The 12,266-nt window shown below is 57.6% G+C and carries 8 protein-coding genes; 7 read left to right on the top strand and 1 reads right to left on the bottom strand.

Annotated features, from left to right (window positions below; genetic code table 11):
• Window positions 1–23: 23 nt before the first annotated feature.
• From PR017_RS19125 to PR017_RS19105, 5 genes are all read left to right on the top strand, one after another.
• The gene (locus PR017_RS19125) at window positions 24–1,202 is read left to right on the top strand and encodes an efflux RND transporter periplasmic adaptor subunit (RefSeq protein WP_111221257.1); all 1,179 of its coding nucleotides are present in this window, start codon (window positions 24–26) and stop codon (window positions 1,200–1,202) included.
• Between the two features lie 5 nt (window positions 1,203–1,207).
• A complete protein-coding gene (locus tag PR017_RS19120; protein ID WP_111221256.1) occupies window positions 1,208–4,342 on the top strand; it encodes an efflux RND transporter permease subunit in 3,135 nt (1,044 codons plus the stop codon).
• A gap of 1,012 nt (window positions 4,343–5,354) precedes the next feature.
• Window positions 5,355–7,400, top strand: a complete 2,046-nt coding sequence (locus PR017_RS19115) for a peptidase domain-containing ABC transporter (RefSeq protein ID WP_425070048.1) — start codon at window positions 5,355–5,357, stop codon at window positions 7,398–7,400.
• Entirely contained in the window at window positions 7,397–8,632 is a 1,236-nt protein-coding gene (locus tag PR017_RS19110) for an HlyD family secretion protein (RefSeq protein ID WP_279619550.1), read from the top strand. The genes PR017_RS19115 and PR017_RS19110 overlap by 4 nt, the downstream gene beginning before the upstream one ends.
• A 61-nt stretch (window positions 8,633–8,693) precedes the next feature.
• On the top strand, window positions 8,694–8,933 hold the full coding sequence (locus PR017_RS19105; protein WP_111220922.1) for a flagellar hook protein: 240 nt from the start codon (window positions 8,694–8,696) through the stop codon (window positions 8,931–8,933).
• A 120-nt stretch (window positions 8,934–9,053) separates the two neighbouring features.
• Here the strand turns inward: PR017_RS19105 and PR017_RS19100 are convergent, their stop codons facing one another.
• On the bottom strand, window positions 9,054–9,206 hold the full coding sequence (locus tag PR017_RS19100) for a hypothetical protein (RefSeq protein WP_154677474.1): 153 nt from the start codon (window positions 9,204–9,206) through the stop codon (window positions 9,054–9,056).
• Between the two features lie 351 nt (window positions 9,207–9,557).
• On the opposite strand from PR017_RS19100, the gene PR017_RS19095 reads away from it, so the two are divergent.
• Complete coding sequence (locus PR017_RS19095) at window positions 9,558–10,703, top strand: HlyD family secretion protein (protein WP_111220924.1); 1,146 nt, start codon at window positions 9,558–9,560, stop codon at window positions 10,701–10,703.
• Complete coding sequence (locus tag PR017_RS19090; protein WP_111220925.1) at window positions 10,700–12,259, top strand: DHA2 family efflux MFS transporter permease subunit; 1,560 nt, start codon at window positions 10,700–10,702, stop codon at window positions 12,257–12,259. The genes PR017_RS19095 and PR017_RS19090 overlap by 4 nt, the downstream gene beginning before the upstream one ends.
• Window positions 12,260–12,266 lie beyond the last annotated feature (7 nt).

Below are 12,266 nucleotides of genomic sequence, written 5' to 3'. Positions count from 1 at the left end.
AAAGCTTCACCTGGGGACATTCCATGTCGTTATCTATGTCAGTAACGCGGACTGCATTATGGGCGTGCGTCGCCCTCTCTATAACGGCCTGCAGCAACGAGGATGCCACTACGAAAGCCGCCGCGGCGCCACCGACGCCTGTGTCCGTTGTAGAGGTGAGGCCGCAAACTCTACCGGTCGTCAGTGAATTGCCGGGGCGTGTTGCCTCGATGGTTACTGCTGACGTCCGCCCGCGCGTGACTGGGCTGGTGCTGAAACGGGTTTTCGAGCAGGGAGCTGGTGTCAAACAAGGTGACCTCCTTTATGTGATTGACCCGGCTCCATTTCAGGCCAAGGTTGATTCAGCGCAAGCAGCTGTTGACAGCGCGGTAGCTGCTCGAAAATTGGCCTCCCAAAAGTCAGACAGGCAAACACAGCTTCAGCAAAAGGGCGTTACCAGCGCAGATGACAGTGAGACGGCAATCGCGACGCTGGCCCAGAGCAACGCCGATGTTTCCCGAGCGGAAGCGGATTTGCGCTCGGCCGAGCTCGACCTTCAGTATACGCAGGTCAAGGCTCCCATCACCGGCACGATCGGTCGCGCTCTCATCACCGAGGGCACGTTGGTCAGCCCAACCTCAGACGTAATGGCGACAATCCAACAGATTGATCCGATCTACGCTGACTTCACCCAGCCCGCCGACACATTGATACTATTACGAAATGCTATTAAGACGGGTCATCTTAAGGAGGTGGGTCGGGAGAGGGTAGCCATGAAGCTCGTGACGGAGCAGGGCAGTGCGTACCCACACGAAGGCAAGCTGTTGTTTTCTGAGGCAAGCGTGAACGCCCAGACTGGGCAATTGATCCTTAGGGGCGAGTTTCCAAATCCGGAACACAACCTGCTTCCGGGCATGTATGTTCGCTCAAAACTCCAGCAGGGCTCCCTGGAAGGCGCATTCGCTGTTCCGGAGCAAGCAGTGCAACGTGATACTGCCGGAAAACCTCAGCTCTATATTGTCGACGCTAAAGGCAAAATCGAAGTTCGCGACGTGACGCTCGGCTGGATTATTGAAGGCCGCTGGGTTGTCGTCAAGGGTTTGGCAACAGGCGACAGGGTCGTGGTGGATGGATTTCAGAGGATTGCCCCCGGCGCGTCTGTCAAGGCCGAGCCATGGCCCGGGATAGCTTCGACAAGCTCCTCCGCAAAGAAAGAGGGATAATTTCGATGCCAGCCTTCTTTATCGAACGTCCAGTCTTTGCTTGGGTTCTCGCCATCGCAATTATGCTCGGTGGCGCAATCTCGCTCTTCCTGCTTCCTATTTCCCAGTATCCGGATGTAGCGCCGCCTCAAATCACCGTCACGGCTACCTATCCGGGCGCATCCCCGGAAGATACTTACGAGGGCGTGACACGCTTGATGGAGGAGGAACTGAATGGCGTTCCTGGGCTGCTCTATTATGAATCAACATCCGACGCGGCTGGTTCGATCAAGATTACTGTGACATTCGAGCCGGGAACGGTTCCTGAAACGGCGGCCGTCGACGTCCAAAACCGCATCAAACGGGTCGAAGCCAGGCTTCCGCCGTCGATTGTCCAACAAGGAATAAACGTCGAAACAGCGGGAGGCGGAACGCTGCTTTTGGTGGCGCTAACCTCTAAAAGTGGTTCGACCGACGGTATTTCTCTCAGCGATTACATGAGCCGAAACATTGCCAATGAGTTGCGCCGTGTCACTGGTGTCAGCAACGCCCAACTCTTTGGTGGCGAGCGCGCCATGCGTGTGTGGCTTGACCCAGACAAACTGCTTGGCCTTAATCTGACACCCGCCGATGTTACAGCAGCCATCCAAGCCCAAAATGCGCAGGTCGCTGCTGGCCGTCTTGGCACGTCCCCATCTTTGCCGGATCGCCGCACGACAGGCTCCCTATTGATCAAAGGCCAACTCACCACGCCGGAGGAATTCGGTAAGATCGTGCTTCGCGCGGAAACTGACGGCTCAACTGTTCGACTTAGCGACGTGGCACGAATTGAAGTCGGTGCCGATAGCTATTCGACATCGGTTCGCATCAATGGCAAGCCTGCCGCTGGCGCTTCCATAGAACTTGCCCCTGGCGGCAATGCGCTGAAGACGGCCACCGCCATCAGGGCTCGCCTGACCGAACTTGCACCCTCATTTCCAAGTGATATTGAATATTCCATTCCCTACGACACCACGCCGTTCGTCAACATCTCTATCGAACAGGTGCTGATGACGCTTGTCGAGGCAATGGTTCTCGTATTCGCCGTGATGTTCCTCTTCCTCCAGAACTTTCGCTATACGATCATTCCGACCATCGTAGTGCCAATCGCTTTGCTCGGTGCTTGCGGCATCATGTACGTGCTTGGGTTCTCCGTCAACGTTCTCACCATGTTCGGCATGGTCCTCGCCATTGGGATTCTGGTGGACGATGCGATTGTCGTTGTCGAAAATGTCGAGCGGATCATGACAGAAGAAGGGCTTTCACCCAAGGAGGCGACAAAGAAGGCGATGACTCAGATCAGCGGGGCCGTCATTGGCATCACACTGGTTTTGACAGCCGTCTTCGTTCCTATGGCGTTCTTCCCCGGCGCTGTCGGCGTGATTTACAAGCAGTTTTCTTTAACGATGGTCGCCTCCATTCTTTTCTCCGCGTTCCTAGCCCTGTCACTGACGCCGGCACTTTGCGCGACGTTCCTTAAGCCTGTCCAGAAAGGTCACTCTCACACAAAAAGGGGCTTCTTTGGATGGTTCAACCGAGGATTTGACCGTGGCTCGAAGAAGTATAGCGGATGGGTAGCATGTCTTCTGCGAAGGGTAGGCAGGGTGATGATCGTGTACCTCGCCGTGGCTGCGGTGACGGCGTGGATGTTCCTGCAACTGCCTTCGTCATTCTTACCCGATGAAGACCAGGGAACGTTGCTGGCTCAAGTTCAGGGCCCAGCCGACGCGACAGCGGAACGGACGCTTGATTCCATCAAGGCCATGGAGAAAATCGTCGCCTCAGAATCATCTGTTGAGCGTATCGTCGCGATAAGCGGGTTTAGTTTCTCTGGATCGGGCGAAAACGCAGGACTCTCGTTCATCACTCTCAAGGATTGGAGCAAGAGGACGGCCGCGCAGTCGGCACGGGCACTTTCGGCAAAGTTCAATGCCGGCTTCCAGATGATCAGGGATGCAAGTGCCTTCGCATTGTCACCACCAGCAATTTCCGGCCTGGGTAGCACCAACGGCTTCGCATTCCGGCTTCAAGACCGAGCAAATCTGGGGACTGCAGCGCTGAACGAGGCGCGCGACCAATTCATGGCAGGGGCCCGTAAAAGCTCCGTTCTAGCAGGCGTTATGGTTGAGGGCCTTCCGGACGCGCCGCAAACTGTGCTGACAATCGACCGCGAGAAAGCAAATACTTATGGCGTGACATTCGCCGATATCAATCAGACAATCAGCACTAACCTTGGCTCGTCCTACGTCAACGACTTCCCAAACTCTGGGCGCATGCAACGTGTGACTGTGCAGGCGGACGCAGACAAGCGTGGAACTATCTTCGATGTGATGAAACTTACCGTCAGGAACGCTGCGGGCGGGATGGTACCGATCTCCGCATTTTCGAGATACGAATTCACCAAGGGATCCGCACAGATCGTCGGCTACAATGGTTTCCCAGCAGTCCGGTTCAGCGGGCAGGCGGCAAGCGGGTATTCATCGGGTGACGCCATCACTGAGGTCGAGCGCATCGCCCAAACGCTTCCAGCAGGCTTTGGATACGAGTGGAGCGGCCAGTCCCTGCAAGAGATCCAGTCGGGCTCGCAAGTTCCGATGCTTCTTGGCCTCTCCGTTCTGCTAGTGTTTCTCTGCCTGGCCGCACTATATGAGAGCTGGGCCATCCCGATTTCAGTGCTTCTCGTCATCCCTCTCGGCGTTATCGGGGCCGTGGGCGCGGTGATGCTGCGCGATATGCCAAACGACGTCTACTTCAAGGTCGGCCTGATTACGATCATGGGTTTGTCAGCGAAGAACGCTATTCTAATTATCGAGTTCGCTAAAGACCTAAGGGCTGCTGGAAAATCGTCGTTTGACGCGGCGGTCGAGGCAGCACATCTCCGTTTCAGGCCTATTTTGATGACGTCGCTTGCATTCTCACTTGGCGTTGTCCCTTTAGCTATAGCCACTGGGGCTGGGTCGGCAAGCCAGACTGCTATTGGCACGGGCGTCCTCGGTGGTATGATATCGGCGACGCTCCTCGCAATACTCTTCGTACCGGTCTTCTTTGTCTACGTGATGAAGTTTACAAGCCGAAAGCAAGACCAGGCTGTTGTGGGCCTACAAATGGCTGCAGGAGAGTGAGGGCTTAGGCACATAGTCAGGGGTCAGTCCTGGATAAGCTTCATGGAAAAACGGCGACGTTCCTCGATGACGCCTCCCTTGACTTCCACTTTAGTCTGCTCCGCTGTCGATAACAATGCCAGCCGAAGCATCGGCAAACGACTAGAATCAGGAACGTCTTCGCATATGTCTTTCCCATTGCTCGCCCGAGCTATGGTAACCGCTGGCCAGAAGCAGCAAACTTGCCGCGACCACGCCGCCAATGCCAAAGGCAATCCCAACACTGTCATATGAATGCCAGAGATCAGTGCGCGGCCGAGAATGAGCGCGCCAGCAAGGCTTCGGAGTTGAAGATGCCGAAGCAAAAGGCTGAAAATCTTGCTTCAATGTTTCTGGCCGTAGCGCATGCGGAGCAGGTAGGCCGTCACGTCGCCTTCTACGCCCCCTGGGCCAGAGTATAGCGCGGCGATCAGGATGAGACGCCTCATCGTGATTGCCGCTACGCAGCCAGAGCCTTCGGCCCCTCCTTCGAGCCCGATATCATCTTGATTGTGGCAGCAAAGTGCGCCGCCGCAACATCTCCCAATATAACTAGTCCCAACTCAATAGTGAGGCATGCCATACCTTTGGACACGGCAGCTTGATTGCCACGCACGAATTACGAGTGCCGGGAATAAAGCGCCGACAACGATCCAAGGGAGCTTTGTCGTATGTCTTACATCACTCATCTTCACGGAACTCGGGACCAGTCAGTGCCCTTGGTCCGATGCGAGCTCTGAACTGGATTTAAAAGTCCAAATCTCCTGAACTTTAACCATCGTGTGCAGAAAACTCGTCGACGGCCCTGTCGTGAGCGGACGGTCGTCGGCCGGCATAACGGCCGGGCTTTCGTCGGAAATTGCACCCCATTTCTCATTTTTCACCACCGCTAAAGCGAGATAGTCAGTTGTTTCTCACGGCCCTCCATAAACGCTACGGGATTGAGCCTCTGCTACAATCCGAAGCCGCTGAATGCGGGCTTGCGTGCCTGGTGATGGTGGCCGGCTTTCACGGTCATCGGACAACTTTGTCAGAACTTCGCCGCCGCCACGCTGCATCCGCAAACGGTACGACTCTGAAAACGCTCATCGCCGTCGCTGACGATCTCGGTCTGACCAGTCGGCCGCTGAAGCTGGAAATGGCAGATATCGGCAAGCTGAAGACACCCTGCATTCTCCACTGGGATATGTCGCACTACGTCGTGCTGACGCATGCATCCGGCCGGTGGGTGGACATCCACGATCCCGCGAGCGGCCAGCGACGGCTTTCCCTCAACGAAGCATCGAAACATTTTACCGGGATAGCGCTGGAACTCACGCCGGCAACCACCTTCCGAACACGCAAGGTGGTCGAGCGGGTGCGCCTGGCCGACCTGTGGTCCCGGAGCGCAGGCTTCATTCCGAGCCTGCTGCAGATCCTGGCGCTCTCCACCCTGTTGCAATTCTTTGTTCTGCTGTCGCCGCTGGTCAACCAGATGATTGTCGACGAGGCCATCTCAAAAGGTGATTTCAGTCTCTTGAACGTCATAGTCATCGGCGCGGGATTGCTGCTGCTGGTCCAGAGCGCCACGACCTTGTTGCGCGGGTACGTGCAGATGCACTTCAGCACGCTTCTCACCTTTCAGATGCGCGGCAATCTGTTGCGCCATGCCTTGCGCCTTCCTGTCCCGTGGTTTGAAAAACGTCGTCTCGGCGATATCCTGTCGCGTTTCAACTCCCTTCAACCGGTTCAGGATCTGCTGACAGGTGGCTTTGTGTCAGGCGCGCTGGACGGTTTGATGGCGATCATCACGCTGGCTGTGATGTTGATCTACGCACCCTATCTGGCAAGCATTGTGCTGGCATCGCTGGCGCTAGTCATTTGCATCCGAATGGGGACTTTCCCTTGGCTTCGCAGCCTGACCAACGAAGGCATCCAGTACCAGGCCAAGGTGGATGGTATCCTCCTCGAAACTATCCGTGGTGCGCGAGCATTCAAGCTGTTCGGACGTGAACTGGAACGCCACGGTGTCTGGCAAAATGCCTATGCCGACAGCATCAACAACAATGTACGCGTCCAGAAAATCAGTCTCAAAGGCTCGGCAGGCCTATCCTTCCTGACGGGTGCCGAGATGCTTCTGGTCTTCTATTTCGGCGCCGGCAGCATCATTAGGGGAGAGATGACGCTCGGCATGCTGCTGGCTTTCCTTTCCTATCGGAGCCAGTTCAGCACGGCAGCGTTTTCACTCGTCGATCAGTATTTCAAATTTCGAATGATCGGCCTTCATCTCGAGCGCCTGGCCGATGTCGTTCATCAGGATCCCGAGCCCGCCCTCAATGCCGCAGCACGCGAGGATCGTCCCCTTGCCGGATCGCTCCTCGTGCGCAACCTCTCCTTTCGCTATGCCGAACGTGAGGCATGGGTTCTCAAGGATGTATCCCTCTCCATAGAGGCGGGGCAATCCGTCGTCTTTGTTGGCCCTTCCGGTGGCGGCAAGTCTACCCTCTTGAAATTGTTGATGGGCCTCTATCCGGCGGGCGAAGGCGAGGTGCTTGTCGACGGTCTCCCGCTCGGGGCGTTCGGGATGCGCGCCTATCGAGCCAAGGTTGGTGTGGTGATGCAGGACGACCAGCTTTTTGCGGGGACGATTGCCGACAACATCGCCTTTTTCGATCCTGAGATCGATATGGCGCGGGTCGAAGAAGTCGTCCGCCTCGTTGGCCTTCATGACGAAATCATGCGTATGCCAATGGGCTACATGACCCTGGTTGGCGATCTTGGATCGACGCTGTCGGGTGGGCAGCAGCAGCGAGCTCTCCTCGCCCGTGCGCTTTACCGCAAGCCGTCCATATTGTTCCTCGACGAGGGGACGGCCAACCTGGACGTTCTGTCGGAGCGCCGCCTCATGCAATCGCTGAGCAAGCTCCGTATCACCCAAGTGATGGTCGCACATCGCGCCGGAGCCATCGAGGGAGCTGCCCGCGTCTTCGCAGTCGAGAACGGCAATATACGCGAGCTGAAGCGCGACGTGCCGGCACAGCCTCTGCAGGTGGTGCCATGAGTACCTTGTTCCGCACCGAAGCCACTGAACATCGCCGCCGCATTGGCGGGGAGGTGATGATCGCACAACCGGTGAGCCACGGGATGATGACGGCCGTCCTCGGCTGCCTCGTTGTCGTCGGTGCGGCCTATCTCATGACTGGTACCTATGCGCGCAAGGAGACGGTGCAGGGCTACATCGCCCCGACTGGCGGCCTGGCGCAGATCTACGCCGCCAGGGGCGGTACGGTAACACGCGTGCTCGTCCATGAGGGAGACCAGGTCACCCAGGGGCAGCCGATGGTGGAGCTGTCGCTGGAGATGACCGGCGCTGACGGCACGGTTGGTGAAAAATTGCGGATCGAGACGCAAGCCCGTATCCAGTCCATCGACACACAGATCAAGGCATCCAACACCCGCTTTGACCAGGAGGAGCGGCGCCTGTCTTCCCGTGTCGAAGGACTGGGCAGTGAACTGGCGAGCCAGGAGCAACGTCTGGAGTCGGAACGCGGGCTGCAAGCCCTGCAAACAGACGATACCGGCCACTATGCCAAGCTCCAGGTCAATGGCGGCGGCACGCGTTTTGAACTATCGCGCCGCCAGCAGCAGATCTTTGCCCAGGAGAGCGTCATCCACGAACTGGAGCGGCAAAAGGAACAGCGGCAAGGCGATCTTGTCGATGCCCGCTCGCAATTGGCCAGCCTGCCGGCTGGAAGGGACGACAAGCTCGCTCAGCTACAAGGTCTTCGCAGCGAGCTTGAGCAATCCCTCGCCCAATTGCAGGTCAACCGCGCCTATGTGGTCGTCGCGCCGGTGGCCGGCCGGGTTGCGGCGCTACAGGCCCAGCCGGGGCAGACTGCCATCGTCCAATCGCCTCTTGCCGCCCTCGTGCCTGGTGGCAGCAACCTCGAAGCCAATCTCCTCGTTCCGCCGCGCGCTGCTGGCCTTATCCAGCCAGGGCAGGAGGTACGGCTCAAGGTCGATGCCTTTCCATATCAGCGTTTCGGGATGCTTTTGGGACATGTCGTTCAGGTCTCCCGCGCAACCTATCGCGAGGGTGAGCTTCTGGCTCCCATCGCCCTTACAGCTCCCGTCTACCGGGTCACAGTCAGCCTCGAGCGCACCAGCATCGCCGCGTATGGCGAAGAGCGTCCGCTGACCCCCGGTATGACCCTAATCGGCGATATCGTCACAGATCGCCGACACTTCACCGACTGGATATTGGACCCTCTGATGGCCATAGGCAGCCGGTGATGACTGAAGGAGGGGAAGGCCAGGCAGGCCACCCCCCAACCCAACCTGAAAGGAGACTAACATGAACAACATCATCGAACTCGACATCGCCCAGCTGGATCTCGTGAGCGGCGGCGCCTCCACGGTCGCTTCCACGGTCACCATCGGTGCCGATGGTGCTGTCAGCGGCAGCTACACCTTCGGTTCGAAGTCAGGCACGTTTTCGGCATCGCTGCCGGCTGAAGTTGTACAGAAGGCTGGAACATTCTCGTTCAGCAACGCGTCTGGCGGCTTCAACTTCAATAGCTCGTTTGCTAGCTAAACGCCTCTGATCGCATGAATTCCGGCAGCCGCTTCCCGGCTGCCGGTCCATCCAGCCTCGTCGGGCTGTTGTCTCCCGCAAGCAGGCTCACGTGGGTTTGACAAAAAGCCTCATATAGCTTTAGTCCGGGTCGTAGCGACTGACTTCGAGGCCGCTTCCAACCGGCAGCATCACGCTGCTGATGATCCCATTGTCGTGCGGGTCATCGGCAAGTTCGGGCAGCGATTCGCGCATGATCAGGTTGTCAGTGCCTCTCGACGCCAGCGTCAGCATCAATCTGCAGAGCGTGTTCGCTAGGGCGGCGTTATTCGAAAGCCCATGCTGGATACAGGATATCATTATACGGCGGCTGACAGCTTCAACTCACGGCTCGCGTTGATTATTCGTTCACCCCCGATTCGAGAGTAACACGATCACGATCGGCTGCCGCAAGCAGTTCTGATATCTCCTGAAGGCTATCGCCTTTCTCTGCCCCCGCAGTTTGCGGCGCCTTTTTTCGCCTTTCTTCCCAAAAAGCTCTGAAGAGTGCCGCATGTCGCCAGCGGGAATTTCCATCGCGATTAAATAAACTATATAGTACCATTAAAGTGATGGAGTGATCAGGTAGTGGCAAAAGCGAGTGCAATGCGGGTCGAAAACGAAGGCGACGTTTCCGAAGAACAGCCCGGAGACCTCTCCCCGCCGACTAAATCGCCAGAAGAGAGGCGGCTGATTAAACGCATCCTCCTGATCGTCGCCCTCGTGGCGGTTGTCGGCGGCTCCATTTGGTTCTTCCACTACTGGACAGTCGGCCGCTTTCTGCAGTCAACCAACGATGCGTTCCTACAGGCCGACCAGACGGCGGTGTCCCCTAAGGTCCAGGGATATGTCGAACACTTGTACGTGGTCGCGAACCAGAGGGTCGCTGTCGGCGACAGGCTCCTGGAAATCAGACCCCAAGACTATCAGGCCAAGGTCGCGCAGGCGCAGGCGGGTGTCGAGTCCTCCAAGGCGGACCTCGCCAGAGCGCTGGCCGAAGCGAAGCAGCAGATATCCGCAGTCGGTCAGGCTGAAGCCCAGCTTATCTCGGTAAGGACCCAGGCGCGGTTCGCCCAGAGCCAGGTCGACCGCTATCAGTCGCTCGGCCGCTCAGGCGCGACGTCCAACGAGCAGATAGCCACTTATACGAGTCAGCGTGACCAGCAGGCTGCGCAGGTCAAAGTCTCCGAGGCGTCACTAGAGTCTGCCAAAGAGGCCATCAACACCACCGAAGCCGCTGTCAAACAGGTGGAGGCGGCCGTGAGGCAGTCCGAAGCGCAGCTGGCAACCGCCCAGCTAAATCTTGATGCTACCGAGATCACCGCGCCGATTGCGGGTGTCGTCGGCGACAAGTCGGTCAACATCGGGCAGTACGTCTCTGCGGGCATGCGGCTAATGACTATCGTTCCCGTCAACGACATCTACCTCGTTGCCAACTTCAAGGAGACGCAGGTCGAAATGATGCGTGTGGGACAGCCCGCTCACATCAGCGTCGACGCCATTAGCTCCGGCACCCTCGATGGCGAAGTCGAGAGCTTCTCGCCTGGGACGGGCGCGCAGTTCGCCCTGATCCCGACCGAAAACGCCACAGGCAACTTCACAAAGATCGTTCAGCGCATTCCCGTCCGCATCAAGATTGAGGCCAATGCAAACCCACCAAAGCTGCTAGTTCCCGGACTTTCCGTCAGTGTCGAGGTGGATACCCGCGGTAGCTGCTATGGGAAAGGCGAAGCCGTCGAGGTCGGACAATGAGCATCACGACAGTGGATGGCGAGGCCGTTAAACCGCTCGAAAAAGCGGATGCAGCGGCATGGACCGCCGTCACCGCGGGTATAGTCGGTGCGTTGATGGCGACGCTGGACGTTTCGATTACCAACTCCGCTCTGCCCCAAATACAGGGTGAAATTGGCGCGAGTGGATCGGAAGGCACATGGATCGCCACCGCCTACCTCGTGGCGGAGATCGTCATGATCCCGCTTTCTGGCTGGTTCACCGACCTTCTCGGCCTCCGGAAGTTCCTGCTGGTGATGACGTCACTGTTCATCTGTTTCTCGATGGCTTGCGGTTTTTCGACGTCTCTCGGAATGATGGTGGCGGGACGCGTCGGCCAGGGGTTTACCGGAGGCGCTATGATACCGACCGCCATGACCATCATCGCTCTGCGGCTGCCGCCAGACCAGCAGCCAGTCGGCATCGCCCTGTTCGGGATCACCGCTGTCATGGGGCCCATCGCAGGCCCTGTACTTGGTGGATGGCTTACAGAGAACGCCAGCTGGCACTATGCGTTTTTTCTTAATCTCCCCGTAGGCGTCGGCCTGCTTCTGCTTCTCACCCTTGGACTACCGCCTGCGAGGACCAGTCTAGAATTACTGCTGAAAGCGGATTGGCTGGGTATCGTCGGGCTGCCAATGTTCCTGGGATGCCTTACTGTCGTTCTCGAGGACGGGCAGAGAGAAAGCTGGTTCGAGTCCTCGGTTATCGTACTGCTGACGGGATTTGCGCTGTTTGGACTGCTTATGCTTGTCGTGGGTCAGTTGACCGCGGAAAGACCCGTCATCCGCCTCGGCATCCTGTTTCAGAGATCATTTGGGAGTGTCATTGTCATGGCGGTCGTGACCGGTGCCTCGCTCTATGGGATAACCTATTTGATACCGCAGTTTCTTGCACGCATCAGCGGATACAATGCACTCCAGTCGGGCATGGTCGTCCTCCTTAGCGGTCTTCCGATGCTGATGATCATCCCGCTCTTCCCGCTTCTGACCAGAAAGCTCGACCTTAGGATAGCGATCGTATTCGGACTGATGTGCTATTCTGTGAGCTGTTATGTGGATACGGGCCTAACCGCGGGCGCCGATGGGGGCGACTTCAATTTCTCGCAGTTGCTTCGCGGATTCGGGCAAGCTTTCACGCTTATCTTCCTCAATCAGGCCATGACGCGTTCCGTGCCCCGCGAACAGGCGCAGGACGCCGCAGGAATATACACGGCCGCCCGTAACCTCGGTGGTTCCGTTGGTCTTGCCCTGATCGGTACCCTGCTAGACCGTCAGACCTCGCTTCACACGCAGCGTTTGATCGAGTCGGTAACCGCCAATTCCCTCATTGTCCAGGAGCGTGTGCTTCAGTCCGGGAGTGATCCGCAATCTGTCCAGCTCTCCACCGTCAACATTTTTCAGGTAATGATTCGTGAGGCCACCGTCATGGCGTTCAACGACATGTTCTACTTCTTCGCCATCTCCCTTCTGGTCATCACACCGCTGGTGTTTATCCTGAGACCGATTCAGCGCGCACCTGCAGCGGCGATGCACTGAGCATTGC

This window comes from Rhizobium tumorigenes (assembly GCF_003240565.2).
In the GTDB taxonomy this organism is placed as follows: domain Bacteria; phylum Pseudomonadota; class Alphaproteobacteria; order Rhizobiales; family Rhizobiaceae; genus Rhizobium; species Rhizobium tumorigenes.
The sequence above is the reverse complement of the archived record's forward strand: the minus strand, read 5'-3'. Positions and strand labels throughout refer to the sequence as shown.

Bases quoted from the DNA above. Each gene is read 5' to 3' on its own strand.
- PR017_RS19110 (WP_279619550.1), top strand. From the start codon at position 7,397: ATGAGTACCTTGTTCCGCACCGAAGCCACTGAACATCGCCGCCGCATT.
- PR017_RS19115 (WP_425070048.1), top strand. From the start codon at position 5,355: ATGGTGGCCGGCTTTCACGGTCATCGGACAACTTTGTCAGAACTTCGC.
- PR017_RS19105 (WP_111220922.1), top strand. From the start codon at position 8,694: ATGAACAACATCATCGAACTCGACATCGCCCAGCTGGATCTCGTGAGC.
- PR017_RS19090 (WP_111220925.1), top strand. From the start codon at position 10,700: ATGAGCATCACGACAGTGGATGGCGAGGCCGTTAAACCGCTCGAAAAA.
- PR017_RS19125 (WP_111221257.1), top strand. From the start codon at position 24: ATGTCGTTATCTATGTCAGTAACGCGGACTGCATTATGGGCGTGCGTC.
- PR017_RS19120 (WP_111221256.1), top strand. From the start codon at position 1,208: ATGCCAGCCTTCTTTATCGAACGTCCAGTCTTTGCTTGGGTTCTCGCC.
- PR017_RS19100 (WP_154677474.1), bottom strand. From the start codon at position 9,206: ATGCTGACGCTGGCGTCGAGAGGCACTGACAACCTGATCATGCGCGAA.
- PR017_RS19095 (WP_111220924.1), top strand. From the start codon at position 9,558: ATGCGGGTCGAAAACGAAGGCGACGTTTCCGAAGAACAGCCCGGAGAC.